This window comes from Pseudomonas sp. GW822-FHT02D10 (assembly GCF_058802345.1).
The window spans coordinates 291,076-309,312 of the sequence record NZ_JBXAOB010000006.1 but is presented as its reverse complement, the minus strand read 5'-3'; the positions used below and the strand labels follow the sequence as shown (position 1 = coordinate 309,312).

General features: G+C 59.2%; 10 protein-coding genes. 4 read left to right on the top strand and 6 right to left on the bottom strand.

Annotated features, from left to right (window positions below; genetic code table 11):
- Positions 1-284 precede the first annotated feature (284 nt).
- The gene (locus AC1RPZ_RS12955) at positions 285-1,586 is read left to right on the top strand and encodes an MFS transporter (protein WP_493137419.1); all 1,302 of its coding nucleotides are present in this window, start codon (positions 285-287) and stop codon (positions 1,584-1,586) included.
- Between the two features lie 121 nt (positions 1,587-1,707).
- Here the strand turns inward: AC1RPZ_RS12955 and AC1RPZ_RS12950 are convergent, their stop codons facing one another.
- From AC1RPZ_RS12950 to AC1RPZ_RS12925, 6 genes are all read right to left on the bottom strand, one after another.
- Positions 1,708-3,147 carry an efflux transporter outer membrane subunit gene (locus tag AC1RPZ_RS12950; protein WP_493137418.1) on the bottom strand — a complete coding sequence of 480 codons (1,440 nt, stop codon included), beginning with the start codon at positions 3,145-3,147 and terminating at the stop codon, positions 1,708-1,710.
- A 9-nt stretch (positions 3,148-3,156) separates the two neighbouring features.
- Positions 3,157-5,307, bottom strand: coding sequence for a glycosyltransferase family 2 protein (locus tag AC1RPZ_RS12945; protein ID WP_493137416.1), 2,151 nt, complete (start codon positions 5,305-5,307; stop codon positions 3,157-3,159).
- A gap of 1 nt (position 5,308) precedes the next feature.
- Positions 5,309-6,574, bottom strand: a complete 1,266-nt coding sequence (locus AC1RPZ_RS12940) for a hypothetical protein (RefSeq protein ID WP_493137415.1) — start codon at positions 6,572-6,574, stop codon at positions 5,309-5,311.
- Positions 6,571-7,782, bottom strand: a complete 1,212-nt coding sequence (locus AC1RPZ_RS12935) for an HlyD family secretion protein (protein ID WP_493137413.1) — start codon at positions 7,780-7,782, stop codon at positions 6,571-6,573. Before AC1RPZ_RS12935 ends, AC1RPZ_RS12940 begins: the two co-directional genes overlap by 4 nt.
- Before the next feature lie 703 nt (positions 7,783-8,485).
- Entirely contained in the window at positions 8,486-9,667 is a 1,182-nt protein-coding gene (gene ampC, locus AC1RPZ_RS12930; RefSeq protein ID WP_493137412.1) for a class C beta-lactamase, read from the bottom strand.
- A 169-nt stretch (positions 9,668-9,836) separates the two neighbouring features.
- Entirely contained in the window at positions 9,837-11,300 is a 1,464-nt protein-coding gene (locus AC1RPZ_RS12925) for a glyceraldehyde-3-phosphate dehydrogenase (RefSeq protein ID WP_493137411.1), read from the bottom strand.
- 168 nt (positions 11,301-11,468) lie between these two features.
- On the opposite strand from AC1RPZ_RS12925, the gene mfd reads away from it, so the two are divergent.
- The 3 genes from mfd to AC1RPZ_RS12910 are packed head-to-tail and all read left to right on the top strand — an operon-like array spanning position 11,469 to position 18,197.
- The gene (gene mfd / locus AC1RPZ_RS12920; RefSeq protein ID WP_493137410.1) at positions 11,469-14,918 is read left to right on the top strand and encodes a transcription-repair coupling factor; all 3,450 of its coding nucleotides are present in this window, start codon (positions 11,469-11,471) and stop codon (positions 14,916-14,918) included.
- Between the two features lie 10 nt (positions 14,919-14,928).
- Positions 14,929-15,495 carry a CsiV family protein gene (locus tag AC1RPZ_RS12915; RefSeq protein WP_493137480.1) on the top strand — a complete coding sequence of 189 codons (567 nt, stop codon included), beginning with the start codon at positions 14,929-14,931 and terminating at the stop codon, positions 15,493-15,495.
- 11 nt (positions 15,496-15,506) lie between these two features.
- Positions 15,507-18,197, top strand: a complete 2,691-nt coding sequence (locus AC1RPZ_RS12910) for a DEAD/DEAH box helicase (RefSeq protein ID WP_493137408.1) — start codon at positions 15,507-15,509, stop codon at positions 18,195-18,197.
- Positions 18,198-18,237 lie beyond the last annotated feature (40 nt).

Below are 18,237 nucleotides of genomic sequence, written 5' to 3'. Positions count from 1 at the left end.
TGACGCGGTTTCCCTGCTTGACCGCGACGCCCCCTTCGCGAGCAAGCCCGCTCCCACACTCGATCAGCGTCGCCCATGCGCCAGGTTTTAATTCACTCAGGTCCGGGAATTGAGCTAGCTAATGGCTATAACGTTTAAGCAGCACACTAACTATGGGTTGCCTACCATTCCCGTTACACATATCGTTACAAAACTGTTCGCGGCACCGGCACAGACCAGACCCGGCAGTGAGGATGTTTCAAGACCAGGGATTTCTAATAAGACAGCCAAAGTGAGTGCGTCCAATGTCCTCGAATACGGGCAAAGGCAAGGCGATTTTTCGCGTTGTCAGCGGTAACTTTCTCGAAATGTTCGACTTCATGGTCTACGGCTTTTATGCCACGGCCATCGCCAAAACCTTCTTTCCGGCCGACAGTGCTTTCGCTTCCCTGATGTTGTCGCTGGCCACCTTCGGTGCCGGCTTCCTGATGCGCCCCCTGGGTGCGATCTTTCTCGGCGCCTACATCGACCGTCACGGCCGTCGCAAAGGTTTGATCATCACCCTCGCGCTGATGGCTGCCGGCACTGTGCTGATTGCCTGTGTGCCGGGTTATGCGACCCTTGGCGTCGCTGCGCCGCTGATCGTGCTGTTCGGCCGTTTGCTGCAAGGCTTCTCGGCCGGCGTGGAATTGGGTGGTGTGTCGGTTTACCTTGCAGAAATTTCGACGCCTGGCCGCAAGGGCTTTTTCGTCAGTTGGCAGTCCGCCAGCCAACAAGCAGCGGTAGTGTTTGCCGGTTTGCTGGGTGTGGGCCTCAACCATTGGCTGAGCCCTGAGCAAATGGGTGATTGGGGCTGGCGCGTACCGTTCCTGGTCGGCTGCATGATCGTTCCGGCGATTTTCATCATTCGTCGCTCGCTGGAAGAAACCCCTGAGTTCCAGGCGCGTAAACATCGCCCTTCCCTGCAGGAAATCGTCCGCTCGATTGGTCAGAATTTCGGTATCGTGCTGGCCGGCATGGCGCTGGTGGTGATGACCACCGTGTCGTTCTACCTGATCACCGCGTACACCCCGACTTTCGGTAAAGCCGAACTGCATCTGTCGGACTTCGACGCGTTGCTGGTGACGGTGTGCATTGGTCTGTCGAACTTCTTCTGGTTGCCGGTAATGGGTGCGCTGTCCGACAAGATCGGTCGTAAACCGCTGCTGCTGGCGGCGACCATTCTGGCGATCCTGACCGCCTACCCGGCGCTGTCCTGGCTGGTGGTCAACCCGAGCTTCAGCCATCTGCTGATCGTCGAGTTGTGGCTGTCGTTCCTTTATGGCTCGTACAACGGCGCAATGGTCGTGGCCCTGACCGAAATCATGCCGATTGAAGTCCGCACCACCGGTTTCTCCCTGGCCTACAGCCTGGCGACCGCAACCTTCGGCGGCTTCACTCCGGCGGCCTGTACCTACCTGATCCATGTGCTGGACAACAAGGCAGCACCGGGTATCTGGTTGAGCGGCGCTGCGGTGCTTGGCTTGATCGCAACGCTGGTGCTGTTCCGTGGCAACCGGCATGAGTTGCGGACTGCGCAGGCTGCTGTAGTCGGCGGCGCCCGCTAAATCGCCTTCGCGAGCAAGCCCGCTCCCACATTGGAATGGCGGTGTGATCACGATTGTGTGAACACCGCTGAACCTGTGGGAGCGAGCTTGCTCGCGATGAGGCCAGCACAAACACCCCACATCATCGATTCGCCACTTTCACCGACTGACTCCACCCCCCGCCCAACGCCTTGTACAAATCAACCTGATTGATCTCCCGCGCCAACTCCAGCTGCGCCAACTTCTGCTGTGCATCGAATAACGAACGCTGTGCATCCATCGTCGAAAAATAGCTGTCCATTCCCGCCTCGAAGCGCAATCGGGATTGTCGGTAGGCTGCTTGATAATCCGCCACCAGACGCTTCTGATAGTCGACCTGGGTGAGCATCTCCTGGCGGGCGTTGAGGGCATTGGCGGCTTCGCGGAAAGCATTCTGCACCGTGGCTTCATACGCCGCCGTCTGCCCGTTGAACCGCGCATGGCTGGCGTCCACCTGCGCCTTTCGCGCACCGCCGTCGATCAGGGTCAACGACCCCGCCAGAGCCACCGACCAGAACTCGGCCGGCGCACTCAACAATCGCGAAAAGTCACCGGTCAGGCCACCCACCGCCGACGTCAGCGAAAAGGTCGGGAAATAAGCGCTGCGGGCTGCGCCGATGTCCGCATTGGTAGCTCGCAACAAGGCTTCGGCGGCCATGATGTCGGGCCGCCGCGCAATCAGTGACGACGGTAACCCGGCGGGCACATCGGCGGTTGCCAACTGCTCCCCCAGCACGCCAGTGGGCAGCAACCCAACCGGCACCGGCTGCCCGACCAACACCTGCAGCGCATTCATGTTCTGCGCCACCTGCATGCGGTACGTGTTGATCTGAACCGCCGCCGTGTTGGTCTGCGCATCCGCCTGGTGAACATCGATTTGAGCACTGGAGCCCAGGTTGTAGCTCTTGCGCAACAACTCACCGTAGTGGTCCTGGGACTTGTAGGTGTTTTGTGCGAGGTCGAGCAGATTCTGATTGGCCTTGAGGCTAAGCCAGGTGCTGGCCACTTCACCGATCAACGCCAGGCGAGCCGTTTGATAGTCCGCCTCGGTCGCCTCGAAGCGTGCGCCTGCGGCGTTTCGCTGACTGCGGATGCGCCCGAACAGGTCCAACTCGTAAGACGTGAAGCCACCGCCGGCCTGAAAGGTGTTGGCCGTGCTGCCTGAACTGACGCCGCCTCCCTGCGTCCTGACCTGTGACGGAAACTTGCTGCGGCCGGCGTAGGTGTTGAGCCCAATGGAAGGAAACAGCCCGGATTCGGCACCGGCGTACCCTGCCCTGGCCTCCTCGACGCCCGCCTCGAACTGACGCAGGCTGCGATTGTTCTTCAAGGACAGGTCGATCAACTGGCGCAGTCGGTCATCGAGCACGAAGCCGTGCCAATCCTTGTCGAACGCCTGCTTGGCGCTGCAACAGTCACTGGCTGAACTGGCTGGCCATTGCTGATCGATCGGCGCCTCCGGTTTCTCGTATTTGGGTTCCAGAGAACAACCGCCGAGCAATAACAGCGACATGAAACATGAGGTGGATAAGCGTCTGTTCATGAGGCGCACCTACAAACGTTGGCCGAGCAAGGCTCGTAACGGAGTGAGAAGGAAAGCCCAAAGACCTGAGCGGGAGGTGCTGATTTGCGGCAGTGGTTGCTGACGCGAACGGAGGCTGATCGGGCGTAATCCAGGCAGTGAGCTGTAGGACGGCGCCTTGACCGGCCGCCGCGAACGCGGTGCCGTGCGCTTTTCGCCGAGCAACGAACGCCGCAACAAGGTGCCGAAAGCCAAGCCTGGCTCAGCCTTGCCGACCACGTTGATCGGCGCCTCGCTGAACAGCCGCGCGATCAGCCGGCGCCGAAGCGTTTCGTCAAGGTCAATGAACTTCAAGCCCAAACGGTCCTCGCCGTGATGACGCATGACCTCGACATCCAGCCAGCCGAGCTTATTGATCCACACCTGCCCCCGCAGCCCGGACTTGATCAATGACGCGACGGCACAGGAAATGGAGGCGCCACTCAGCGAAATATCCACCAGTTGGCCCGCCAGGGTTTTGCCGGCGAAGCGCAATCCACTGGGTTTATCGAAAGGAAAGCGCTCTTCGCCGTGCAAGCGCGGCCGGTCAACACACGCCACCAGGGTGGCCAGGTTGTAAATCAGCGCGACCACCGTCCAGCACAGGTTGAACAGCATATTGCCGTCGAACGCAGCCGCGTTACTGATGGTGATGTAAGCGCCTATTTGCGAGAACAGTGTCAGCGCAAAAAAGAATCCGAACAGTTTCCAGTGGACCGTTGTGCGTGAACGATCCAGGCCCTTTGCCGTGACCTTGAAGGGTCGCCCGAACGGCCGGACCATGGCGCTGATGATCGTCGCCGTCACCGCCAGTGAGGCGACGATTTGGGTGACCTCGGTAAAAATCGGCAAGGTTCGCCGGTCAGTGACCCACGTCCCGTAGCCCCAGAATGCAATCAACGCTGGCATGCCGAAGGCCATGAAATCCGCCGGATGGGCGTAGAACCCGGCAATACCGAAATACCAATACAACACCGGCGACACCAGCATCATCAGGATGAATGGCTTGGAGAACCAGTGCATCAAGCCATGCACGAAGTGCAGCCGTTCATTGAGTGAGTAGCCACGACCGCGCAAGGGGCCCTCTTTGAGCAGCGCGACCTGGATCGTCCCCAGGCACCAGCGCCCACGCTGATTGATGTACTCGGTCAACCCCTCGGCGGACAAACCGATCGACAGTCGCTCATTCAACCAGCGGGTGACGTAGCCTTTTTGCTGCAGACGGCAGCTGGTGTAGATGTCTTCGCAGACCGAACCCGTCGGAAAGCCACCCATTTCAGTGATCAGATCACGCCGCACGACAAACGAAGTGCCCACGCAAAACGCGGTATCCCAACCATCCTTGGCCGGCTGGTAGACGTCGAAGAACACTCGCTGCTCATCGACCCAGCAGTTGGATGAACCGAGGTTGTGCTGAATCGGATCGGGGTTGTAATAGAACTGCGGCGTCTGCACCAGGCCGACCTTGGGATCTTCGAACAATCCCAGGGTGCGCATCAGGATCGGCTGCTGCGGGGCGAAGTCGGCGTCGAGCACCAGTATGTACGGCGCATTACTGCTGGCCGCCGACAGACGCAGGCCGTTGTTCAGGTTACCGGCCTTGGCGTGGGAATTGTCGGGACGTCGGGCGTATTGCACACCGACCTCGGCGCAATAGTCGCGCAACCAGTCGCGGCGGGTATCGTCGAGCACCCAGATGGTCACGTTGGGGTAATCGATGGCCTGGGCGGCGATGATGGTTTTTTCCAGGATCTCGAGGCCTTCGTTGTAGGTGGCAATGAACACATCCACCGCCGGCACCGAGTGGCCCAGGGCGCGCAAGCGTTGCTCCCCGGCATCGGCACTGGCGTGGTGATCCGAGCGACAGAGCAGAACGATGATCGAAAACAGCGTGTAGCCGATCGCCAACATTTCGAAAAACAGGAACGCGTAAGCCCAGACCGAGGCAAACCCGGCGTGTCCATCGGGCAAGGTGTCGCGAATCCGCCAGGCCACGTAATTGATCAACAACAGCGCGGTCAAGGCTCCGAAACCGGCACGTGCCATCCATTGATCACGGTGCGTCAGGCAGGTGAACAGAATCACCGCGACCACGGTCCAGAAATTGATTTGCACAAGTTGCAGCGTGTCCAGTGCCTGCATGTCAGTCAGCCTCTTGAAAACCGGTAAAGGGGTTGATGCCGGTGGCAGCGATCGCGGCCCAAGCTGTAGCGCCCAAGTGAGGCAGGTGGTAATAGAAAAAGTCGTTGGTTGTTGAGTCCGGGCCGATGGCAAGCCCGGTACTGATACGCGGGGCGGGTGTTGCAAACAGCCAGCCATTGCCGGCCTGTTGGGCCAGCAACACGTTCCACAGCGGCTGCGCCTTTTCCTTCAGCCCGCTCAAGCTCGCCACGGCGGCGGCTTGCGCGGTGCCCTCGGTCCATAAACCGTCCGGGTCACGGTTGAAGCCATACCCGGCACCCGAACGGTGCGCCTGATCGATAAACGTGAAGACGCGCCGCCAGTCCGCAGGAGGATCACTCAAGGCGATCAAGGGCCAGATCTGTGCGTCCAGTCCCGAGCGCTGACGATCCGAGGTTCGACCATCCTTCCCGGTGCCAATCAGAAAGCGCCCTTCCCCGGCGTCCCACTGACTCGACACGAATTGCCGGGCAATCTGCGCCTGGTGCGCCGAGCCCGGGTCGGGCGCAGCCGTGTTGAGTGCCGACCAGGCCGCTGCAAGGTCGACGTTATGCTCGGTGGACTTCCAGGTCTGCTGGATCTGCTTGGGGAAATACCCGTAGTAACCGCCGCTGAAACCCGCGGGAGCCTGTCCGTCAAAAGTGTTTTTCCCAGACCACTGCAACACCCTGCGAGCGGCCTCCAGATAAGAGGAATCACCGCTCTGGCGCAACGCCTCCAATAACGCCAGCGCGGCCCAGGCCTGATTACCGGTGGCACTGCTGACCTGATAGGCGTCCTGATTCCAGGCATTGCGCTCGACGCTCCAATAACCTGGCAGGCGCATCGACGACGAACCCACCGGGCCCGCCGCGTAGGCGTTGCGCAAGCGTCCATCCTGATATTCCGGGTCATGAGTCGTGGCGAAAACCAGCGCATCGGCAATTCGTCGCGCCGACTCGGCTTTGCCACAGGCAAACAAGGCGATGCTGGCCAAGGCGTTGTCGTAGGTGAACGCAACCCCACGCAACGCCAGGATCGGCGCCGGCTGACCATCCTGCGGCGGGTAGCTGGCCAGCAACACCGGCCCCGCCGCTTGCGATTGCACCGCATGATCCAGCGCTGCACACGTCATCGCCGCCAATTGCGGCTTGGCCGGCGTCGCCAGCGCAGATCCCCCGCTGCTCATCAGCATCACCCCGATCAGGCCCGGCAGCCACGGCCATTGCACAACGTTGCGCGGACTCATGAGTGAGACACCTCGGCGCTGGCCCACAGCCCTGGATTGCAGGTCATGGCGCGCTGGCTGTCGGTGAGGTCAGCGGCAAAAGTACCGACGACGTACACCGAGTTCTGCTCGGCATACGGGAAAGGAACGCTGTAGCTGTTAGGGCGAATATCCTTGGTGCTGGATAACAACTGCACGACATTGGCCTTGAGCGGTTCGTCCAGGCCATGGATTCTCACCGTCAGGACACTGTCGTGATCAATCTTGCTGGCCATGCGTTCAGGAAATACTGCAACGACATAGCTTTCTTGGCAGTTGGTGGCGCGCAGCAAGGTCGACCCGGCTTGCACCACCGTCCCTTGGGGCGCCAACAGCTCTTGAACGGTGCCGGACGAATACGCCGTGACCTCATAGCCAGCCGTCAACTTGACCCGATTCTGTTCGGTTTCGATCAGGTGGTTGAGATTGTCGAGTTCGCGTTGATAGGTCTCGCGGTTGCGGGCCTGATTTTCCAGGCTCAGTTTCAGGGTGGTCATCTGCGCGCTGAGGTCGAACATGCGCAACTGATCAGGGTCAAGGTAGACCTGCTTATTGGCGGCATTGACATCACCGTCATTGATTCGCACCTGTGAACGGACGGACTCTGCCGCCCCCTCCAACGAGGCCAACTTGGCTTTCGAGGAGGCGACGACTGCGCCACTGACCGCCCCTTGGGTGAACAACTCGAGGTTGCGATCGAGGGTTTCCTGTGCGTCCGTCAAGCGGGCGCTGGCGGCAGTGCTCTCGGCCTTCAGCGCACGTTGCGCATAGAGCTGACGAGTATGAAACGCCGATTGATAGCGCTGACTGGTTTTCTCCAACTCGTCGTAATACTGCTGGTCGTGCTCGGCCTGGCTGGCCGATGATGATAGCTCCTGCTCCAGGGTCAAACGCCGGGTTTGCAGGGTCAACAATGTCTCCTGGTTAGCCCGCGGGTTTTCAACCACCGCAATCTTCTGGCCTTGGGCAAAGGTCGAGCCAGGTTTGACCTCAAGCGAATTCACCACCCCCTCGATGGGTGTCGTCAGCAGAATGACCGGTGCATTCAAAATTGCCCGTGTCGCCGATGTCGACACCAGCGGCATCAGCAACGTCGAGAGCAACAGCCAGATGATAAATACCAGGACACCCAAGCCCACCAGACGCGGCAACAGGGACCATGAAAAAAACCTTGAACGTTCTTCTGCCATGTTTAATTCTCCCAATAAGCCATGAATACACGGCTATATGTCAGCACTGCGCAGCCGTCATGCCCGATTAGAACGCAACCGCAAAACACATTAAGCAGGATCAACGAAAGCGGATCATCAACTCCCCGGACAGCAACAAAGCCAGCACGGTTTATTTAGATTCAGTGTGATGTGAGCAGGAATAAGTTCCCTGTCTTTTTGGAGTATTAGTTGCCATCATGACGCACATTAAAACGCCACCATCTTTAAAACAGCACTGCCAAAGTTGTGCCAAAGCTGTGAAAGTTACCGTGAATACTTGCCCGTCAGTACAGGCAATTTGCTGTCACCCAGCCACGGCCGGCGCCGACGCTGACAGGGGGAGACACTAATTTCAGCACTAGTCGCTGTCAAGCATCGACCAATTCAATAAAATGGCGTCAATTATTGAGCGCACCCTGTATTGGATCCATATAAAGCAAGTAACAACACTCTCCCACTGCAACTGCTTATTTTATTTGAGGATTTTTTTATTATTGAATTTTTATAGCGGTGACATGTCGGGATTTACAGTGTTCTGATTTGGCACGCATCAAGAATAAAACGATATAACTACACCGCACTGACCGGGCATAGCAGATGACACATAAACACTTCCAATTTAATAGATGATGTCTAATTGCTCCTTATAATGAACCGCTGGCGGGTTCACACCGGCCGCCACTCAGTTCTCTGCCAGCGAACAGCAATCCAGTTCACTCAGGATTCGATGCGCCAGGCGAACCCGGGGCTCGTTGGGGTAACTCTTGTTGGCCAGCACCACGATGCCAAACTTCTTCTCGGGGACGAAGGCCACATAAGCGGAGAACCCGCCGGTCGAACCCGTCTTGTTGATCCAGACCGCCTCCTGTGGTGCCAGTGGCGGATTCAATGCCGTGACGACATGACTGTCGTAAATCATCTTGTCGGCGTTGCCTTCAACCAGGGCACTCAGTTGCACCGGGTAGTCGTACTGCTCCCAGATCAGGTCTTGAGTCATCGGACCTACCTGGAAATAACCCTTGTGCGTCTCCATCAAGGCGCGCCCGAGTTTTGCTTCGACCTTCGCGACTCCCAGATTGGCTTCGACAAAGCGAATCAGGTCCGTGGCGCTGGTTTTTACCGAGTAGGCCTCGTCACCCAGCACACCGGAATTCAACCTGACCGGGACATCCTGCTTGTTGTAACCCTGAGCATAGAGCGACAGCTTGCTCGCCGGGATGTTGATGAAGCTGTTAGGCATACCGAGTGCCGGGAAGAGTCGCTGTTCCAGCGCCACCGCGAACGGCATCTTCATGCTGATCGCCGTAATCATGCCCAGCGCCCCGATGCTGGGGTTGGCATAGGTTCGTTGAGCACCCGGCGCATACGTCGGCTGCCACGCCTTGAAGTAGTCCATCAGCTGTTGGTTGTTCTGTACCTGATCAGGCACCTGCAAGGGGAAGCCGCCTGCGGTATGGGTCGCCAGGTTGATCAGCGTCGCTTTATCGAACGCGCTACCCGCAAGCTCGGGCAGGTACTTGCCGGGGTGGTCAGTGAGTGAAAGCTGACCGTTGACCTCAGCGTAGGTCGCCAGGGTGACCGTGAAGGCTTTACTGATCGAGCCGATTTCAAACAGTGTGTCGCTCGTGACCTTTTGCTGTGTTTCCTTTGAGGCCACGCCGAAATTGTAGAACTGCTGCTTGCCATTCGCGGTCACCGCAATGACCAGGCCGGGAATGTTGTACTGCTGCATGACCGCCTGGGCGGTATCTTGCACGACGCTGTCGATATCCGACTGCTTGGCATTCGCCATGGCGAGGTTGCCGAAAGAGACGGTGGCCACCAGCAATAGCAATGCGGCACAAGGCTTTACGATAAAGCGCATTCAAATCATCCTCAAGTCTTTCTATTCGCGGACAAACCTATCATCTTGATACAAAGGCTCCAGAAGCGATGTATCACAGAATATTTCGCCAACTCCGCAGGCCGGCCAGACAAACCGCACAAACAAAAACGCCCCGACAAGTCGGGGCGTTTTCAGGTGCGGCTAAGGCTTAGCGCGGGAATGCTGGCGGGTTTACACCGGCCATGTCTTCCATCACGCGAACCACCTGGCAGCTGTAACCGAATTCGTTGTCGTACCAAACGTACAGAACAACGCGGTTGTCTTGGCAGATGGTTGCTTCAGCGTCCACCACACCGGCGTGGCGCGAGCCAACGAAGTCGGTGGAAACCACTTCCTGCGAGTTGACGAAGTCGATTTGCTTATGCAGATCGGAGTGCAGCGCCATGTAGCGCAGGTACTCGTTCATCTCTTCACGGGTCGCGGCTTTCTCAAGGTTCAGGTTGAGAATGGCCATCGACACGTTTGGCGTCGGAACGCGGATCGCGTTACCGGTCAGCTTGCCAGCCAGCTCAGGCAGGGCCTTGGCAGCAGCGGTAGCAGCACCGGTCTCGGTAATGACCATGTTCAACGCAGCGCTACGACCACGGCGATCGCCCTTGTGGAAGTTGTCGATCAGGTTCTGGTCGTTGGTGTACGAGTGAACCGTTTCAACGTGACCGTTGACGATGCCGAACTTGTCGTTCACAGCCTTGAGCACCGGCACGATGGCGTTGGTGGTGCAAGAGGCGGCGGAAACGATCTTGTCGTCAGCGGTGATTTCGCCATGGTTGATACCGTGAACGATGTTCTTCAGCTTGCCTTTGCCAGGCGCGGTCAGAACAACGCGGTCGATACCCGGGCAGGCCAGGTGCTGGCCCAGGCCGTCGGCGTCACGCCATACACCGGTGTTGTCCACCAGCAGGGCGTTGTTGATGCCGTACTGGGTGTAGTCCACTTCAGTCGGGTTCTTCGCGTAGATAACCTGGATCAGGTTGCCGTTCGCGGTGATGGTGTTGTTGGCTTCATCGATGGTGATGGTGCCATTGAACGAACCGTGTACCGAATCGCGACGCAGCAGGCTGGCGCGCTTGGTCAGGTCGTTTTCAGCGCCTTTGCGCACAACGATGGCGCGCAGACGCAGGCCGTCGCCACCACCGGTTTTTTCGATCAGGATGCGCGCCAGCAGACGGCCGATACGACCGAAGCCGTACAGCACAACGTCGGTGCCTTTGCGGGCGCTAACGTTTTGCTGACCCACAACGTCAGCCAGTTCTTCACGGACGAACTGCTCGGCAGTGCGGCCTTTGCCTTCGGTCTTGAATTTGACCGCCAGCTTGCCCAGGTCTACCGAAGCGGCGCCGAGCTTGAGCTCGCTCATCGCTTTGAGCAGCGGGAATGTTTCGTGAACGGACAGTTCGGCGTCATCGGACTGACGATGGCGAGCAAAGCGGTGCGCTTTGAGAATCGCGATGACAGACTGGTTGATCAGGCTGCGGCCATAGATCGAACTCACCACGTTGTTATTGCGGTAGAGCTGACCGATAAGCGGAATCATCGCTTCTGCGAGTGCTTCACGGTCGATCCATTCACCAAGACACTGGTCGGGCTTCTGAGTCACGGGAACCTTCCACATGTAGGGGCTGAAAAAAGGGGCTACATTATGCCGCCGAGTCCGCCGCGGAGCAATGCGCGCCTGTCGTGACATGGTTTTCCTTTCGTCGGCGGTAGTCTGCAACTGACAGCCGGCACCTTCGCCCGCTACAATTACCGACTTTGTCGCAACGCTGGAGCTCAACCTTCCGTGCCCGTTCTGCGTCTACCGCTTCTCCCTGCCGCGGCAGGTAAACAGCACTGGGGTAACCTGCCCGGTGCCGCCCTGAGCCTGGCCATTGCCGAGGCCGCCAGCGCTGCCAAGCGCTTTACCTTGCTACTGACCGCCGACAGCCAGAGTGCCGAACGGCTGGAACAGGAGCTAAGTTTCTTCGCCCCGGATTTGCCGGTGCTGCATTTCCCGGATTGGGAAACCCTGCCCTACGACCTGTTTTCGCCGCACCAGGACATTATATCCCAGCGCATCGCCAGCCTGTATCGCCTGCCTGAGCTGAGCCATGGCGTTTTGGTAGTGCCGATCACCACCGCCCTACATCGCCTGGCACCGACCAAATTCCTGCTCGGCAGCAGCCTGGTGCTGGACATCGGCCAGAAACTCGATGTCGAGCAAATGCGCACGCGGCTGGAGGCCAGTGGCTACCGCTGCGTCGACACGGTGTATGAGCACGGCGAATTTGCGGTGCGCGGCGCGCTGACCGACCTGTTCCCGATGGGCAGCAAACTGCCCTACCGCATCGATCTGTTCGATGACGAAATCGAAACGCTGCGCACCTTCGATCCGGAAAACCAGCGTTCCATCGATAAGGTCGAATCGGTCCGGCTATTGCCCGCCAAAGAATTCCCGCTGCAAAAAGAAGCCGTGACCCGTTTCAAGGCACGCTTCCGTGAGCGTTTCGATGTCGATTTCCGTCGCTGCCCGATCTTCCAGGACCTGAGCAGCGGGATTACACCGGCCGGTATCGAGTACTACCTGCCGCTGTTCTTCGATGAAACCTCGACGCTGTTCGACTACCTACCGCAGGACACCCAGGTGTTTTCCCTGCCGGGCATTGAACAGGCGGCGGAGAATTTCTGGAACGACGTGCGTAACCGCTACGAAGAGCGCCGCGTCGATCCATCCCGGCCCTTGTTGCCTCCAGTTGAACTGTTCCTGCCGGTGGAAGACTGCTTTGCACGCCTCAAGAGCTGGCCACGGGTGGTTGCCAGCCAGCAAGACGTCGAAACCGGTGTCGGCCGCGAACGTTTCCCGGCCACACCGTTGCCGAACCTGGCCATCGAAGCCAAGGCCAACCAGCCACTGGAAGCGCTGTCGAACTTCCTCGATACGTTTTCCGGTCGCGTGCTGTTTACCGCCGAGTCGGCCGGTCGCCGCGAAGTCCTGCTGGAACTGCTCGAACGCCTGAAGCTGCGACCGAAAACCGTCGACAGCTGGCCGGATTTCGTCGCCAGCAAAGAACGTCTGGCGATCACCATCGCACCACTGGATGAAGGCCTGCTGCTGGACGATCCGGCCTTGGCACTGATCGCCGAAAGCCCGTTGTTCGGTCAGCGAGTGATGCAGCGCCGTCGCCGCGAGAAACGCGCCGACGCCAATAACGACGCGGTGATCAAAAACCTCACCGAGCTGCGCGAAAACGCGCCAGTGGTGCATATCGATCATGGCGTTGGCCGTTATTTGGGCCTCGCGACCCTGGAAATCGAAAACCAGGCCGCCGAGTTCCTGACCCTCGAATACGCCGAGGGGGCCAAGCTTTATGTGCCCGTCGCCAACCTGCATTTGATTGCCCGCTACACCGGCAGCGACGATGCACTGGCGCCGTTGCACCGCCTCGGCTCCGAAACCTGGCAGAAAGCCAAACGCAAAGCTGCCGAACAGGTGCGCGATGTCGCCGCCGAGCTGCTCGACATCTATGCTCGCCGCGCGGCCCGCGAGGGTTACGCCTTCGCCGACCCAAAAGCCGATTACGCGACCTTCAGCGCCGGCTTCCCGTTTGAAGAAACCCCGGACCAGCAAACCACCATCGACGCAGTACGCGAAGACATGCTCGCGCCGAGACCGATGGATCGACTGGTCTGCGGCGACGTCGGTTTCGGCAAGACCGAAGTGGCGATGCGTGCGGCATTCATTGCCGTGCACGGCGGCCGTCAGGTGGCGATTCTGGTGCCGACCACCCTGCTCGCCCAGCAACACTACAACAGCTTCCGCGACCGCTTCGCCGACTGGCCAGTGACCGTGGAAGTGATGAGCCGCTTCAAGTCGACCAAGGAAGTGAATGCCGCGGTCGCCGATCTCGCCGAGGGCAAGATCGACATCGTCATCGGCACGCACAAGCTGCTGCAAGACGACGTGAAGATCAAAAACCTCGGGCTGGTGATCATCGACGAAGAACACCGCTTTGGTGTTCGTCAGAAGGAACAGCTCAAGGCCCTGCGCAGCGAAGTCGATATCCTGACCCTGACCGCCACACCGATTCCGCGCACGCTGAACATGGCGGTGTCGGGCATGCGCGATCTGTCGATCATCGCCACGCCGCCGGCGCGACGCTTGTCGGTGCGCACCTTCGTCATGGAACAAAACAAGAGCACGGTCAAAGAGGCCCTGCTCCGTGAGTTGTTGCGTGGCGGCCAGGTCTATTATCTGCACAACGATGTGAAAACCATCGAGAAATGTGCCGCCGATCTCGCCGAACTGGTGCCGGAAGCACGGATCGGTATCGGCCACGGGCAAATGCGCGAGCGCGAACTCGAACAGGTGATGAGCGACTTCTACCACAAGCGCTTCAACGTGCTGATCGCCTCGACCATCATCGAGACCGGCATCGACGTGCCGAGCGCGAACACCATCATCATCGAGCGTGCCGACAAGTTCGGCCTGGCGCAGCTGCACCAGCTGCGTGGCCGCGTCGGTCGCAGTCACCACCAGGCTTACGCCTACCTGCTGACACCGCCGCGCCAACAGATCACGCCCGACGCGGAAAAGCGCCTGGAAGCGATCGCCAACACTCAGGACCTCGGCGCGGGCTTCGTGCTTGCCACCAACGACCTGGAAATCCGTGGCGCCGGTGAACTGCTGGGAGACGGCCAGAGCGGACAGATCCAGGCCGTCGGTTTCACCCTGTACATGGAAATGCTCGAACGCGCGGTGAAATCGATCCGCAAGGGCGAGCAGCCAAACCTCGATCAACCGCTGGGTGGCGGTCCGGAAATCAACCTGCGCTTGCCGGCGCTGATTCCGGAAGACTACTTGCCGGACGTCCACGCGCGACTGATCCTCTACAAACGCATCGCGTCGGCGACCGACGAGGATGGCCTCAAAGATCTGCAAGTGGAGATGATCGACCGCTTCGGCCTGCTGCCGGAACCGACCAAGAACCTGGTGCGCATGACCTTGCTGAAACTGCAGGCCGAGCAACTGGGGATCAAGAAAGTCGATGGCGGCCCGCAAGGCGGTCGTATCGAGTTCGGCGCGCAAACGCCGGTCGATCCGCTGGTGCTGATCAAGCTGATCCAGGGCCAACCCAACCGCTACAAATTCGAAGGCGCCACGATGTTCAAATTCATGGTGCCGATGGAGCGCCCGGAAGAGCGCTTCAATACAGTGGAGGCACTGTTTGAGCGCCTCACTCCAAAAACTGCTTGAAGGACGCCGCATGCGCCTGTTTCGCTCATTGACCCTGTTGTTGACCCTCGTCGCCCCGATGGCGTTTGCCGACAGCCTGTATCAGGTTGAAATGATCCTGGTCCGCCAGAACGCCGTACCGGCCATTGTTAGCCGCGCCGCGCCCGAGGATTGGGCTGCCGGCGCGCGGCCGGTAAACCCCGACAGCCTGCGTACGCCAAGCCTTAACGCCGAGGCGCAGAAGTTGCGCGCAAGTAGCGATTACACGGTACTGCTGCACAAGGCCTGGCAACAGAATCTCGGTGACGTCGAGAGCAAAGTCTCGATCAGCGACGGCAAGGAGCAATTCGGTCAGTTCCCGATCGAAGGCACGCTGAACCTGAAACTCGGCCGCTTCACTGACGTCGACGCGAACTTCTGGGTCAACCAATTCAACGCCAATGGCCTGGTCACCGCCAGCGAACGCCTGAAGCAGCAAAGCCACACTAAAAACGGCCAACTCAACTACCTCGACAACGGCCACCTGGCCCTGCTGATCAAGATCACTTCGCTGACTGCACCTGCGCGTCCGCCAGTCCCTGACGTTCTCCCGGACTGATTGAAGTCCCTATGCCCCCGAGCCTGAGCAAACCCCTGGCCCCTTCCTGGGTCAGCCGATTCAAGGAACAAAGCCTGGAGCGTGGCCGCCGCTACGCACTGGAAAATCGCGTCAGGATCGTCGAAGCCCGAGACAGTACCATCACCTCTAGTTGCGAAGGCTCTGGCGGCAATGTTTACCGTCAGACCATTTCGCTGCGCGAGTCAGCCAAAGGCACTTTGTTATTGGTCGATGCGACGTGCAGCTGCCCGGTGCGCGTTAACTGCAAGCATTGCGCTGCGGTCTTGCTAAAAGTCCAGGAAACCCTTGAGTACCCGGCCGCCGCCAAAGATGCCGAGCTACTGGAAAAGCTTCAGGCCGTGCTGGAAAATCGCACTCCCGCCCCTTTGCCGCAACAATTGGTGGACAACGTGCAACCAGTGCCGCGCCTGTGGCTGGCGAGCATCGAGTTCAGCGCCTTCGAACCGCGCAACGGCAAAATGCAGCGCTACATCCAGCACCGTGCCGCATTGTCCTTCAGCTATATGGATGAATACGTCAGCGGGCAGAAAAATGCCGACATCCTGATCCGACAGGAACAGCAAACTTTACGGATCAAACGCCAGCCGGACGTCGAAAAAGCCTACCGCGAACAGTTGCGAATCCTCGGCTTCAAAGTCGCGACGAGGCAAAGCAAAGCCTTGCCGGAAAGTGCCGGTGAACTCTATGAGATGGTCAACGACAGCGCGTGGCTGACCTTTACCCTCAATGAGCTGCCCAAGTTGCGCACCCAAGGCTGGGAGCTGCAGATTGACGAAGACTTCGGCTTTGACCTGACAGCCGTCGATGACTGGTACGCCACGGTCGAAGAGGCGCCGGAACGCGACTGGTTTGATCTGGAGCTGGGAATTATCGTCAATGGCGAGCGCCTCAGCCTGCTGCCAATCCTGCTGAATCTGATGCGCTCGCACACCGAAATTCTCAACCCGGAACGCCTGTCCAAGCGCCGCGACGACGAGTTGATTCTGGTAAACATCCCGCACCGTCCGAACTCCGAATACGGCCCGTTGCAGGTCGCGCTGCCATTCGGTCGCTTGAAGCCGGTGCTGGCGACCCTCGGCGAGTTCTACTTGCAAGAGCCCGGCGAAACCCGATTGCGCCTGAGCAGCGCCGACGCCACCCGCCTGAATCCGCTGGAAGATATGCCCCTGCTCTGGGAAGGTGGCGAGCACATCCGCACCTTCGCCCAGCGCCTGCGCGACATCAAGGACTACACCACCGAGGCGCCCGAAGGGCTGAACGCCACATTACGGCCTTATCAGCTTGAAGGCTTGAGCTGGATGCAATCGCTACGGCAACTCGAAGTCGGCGGCATCCTTGCGGACGACATGGGCCTGGGCAAAACCCTACAGACCCTGGCGCATGTGCTGACCGAGAAAAACGCCGGCCGCCTCGACCGGCCGTGCATGGTGGTGATGCCCACCAGTCTGATTCCCAACTGGCTCGACGAAGCGGCGCACTTTGCTCCGCAACTCAAAGTACTGGCGCTGTATGGCACCGGACGCAAAAAACACTTTGAGCGTCTGGCGGAATACGACCTGATCCTCACCACCTACGCGCTGCTGCCCAAGGATGTCGAACGTCTGGCGGCGCAGCCATTGCACGTGCTGGTGCTCGACGAAGCGCAATACATCAAGAACCCCAACAGCAAAGCTGCTCATGCGGCGCGAGAGCTCAATGCCCGTCAGCGCCTGTGCCTGAGCGGCACACCGCTGGAAAATCACTTGGGTGAGCTGTGGTCGCTGTTTCACTTCCTGCTGCCCGGCTGGCTGGGCGACGTGAAAAGCTTCAATCGCGATTACCGCGTGCCGATCGAGAAACGCGCCAGCGACGTACGACTGCAACACCTGAACGGTCGGATCAAACCATTTCTGCTGCGCCGAACCAAGGAACAGGTCGCCACTGAACTGCCGCCGAAAACCGAGATCATCCATTGGGTCGAGCTCAACGAGGCGCAGCGCGACGTTTACGAAACCATGCGCCTGGCCATGGACAAGAAAGTCCGCGACGAAATCACCCGCAAAGGCGTGGCTCGCAGCCAGATCATCATCCTTGAGGCGCTGCTCAAGCTGCGTCAGGTGTGCTGCGATCTGCGACTGGTCAATGAGGCCGCCCTGCCCACCCGCGGCAGCACCTCGGGCAAGCTCGACAGCCTGATGGAAATGCTTGAAGAACTGTTCGAAGAAGGCCGCAAAATCCTGCTGTTTTCACAGTTCACCTCGATGCTGTCGCTGATCGAAGCCGAGCTGGATAAACGCGGCATCGCTTACGCACTGCTAACCGGGCAAACCCGCGATCGACGCACACCTGTGAAAGATTTCCAGAGCGGAAAACGGCAGATTTTTCTGATCAGCCTGAAAGCCGGTGGCGTTGGTCTGAACCTGACGGAAGCCGATACGGTGATTCACTACGATCCATGGTGGAACCCGGCGACGGAAAACCAGGCCACCGACCGTGCTTACCGGATCGGCCAGGAGAAGCCGGTGTTCGTCTACAAGATGATTGCTCGCGGCACCGTTGAAGAGAAAATCCAGCACCTGCAAAAGGAAAAGTCCGACCTGGCGGCCGGCGTACTGGATGGGCGCACGACCGGAGACTGGAAGCTACAGAGCGACGATATTGAAGCGTTGTTTGCGCCGTTGCCGGATAAATCGAAGATTTAGCGGCGACTGCAAGATCGCCATCGCGAGCAAGCTCGCTCCC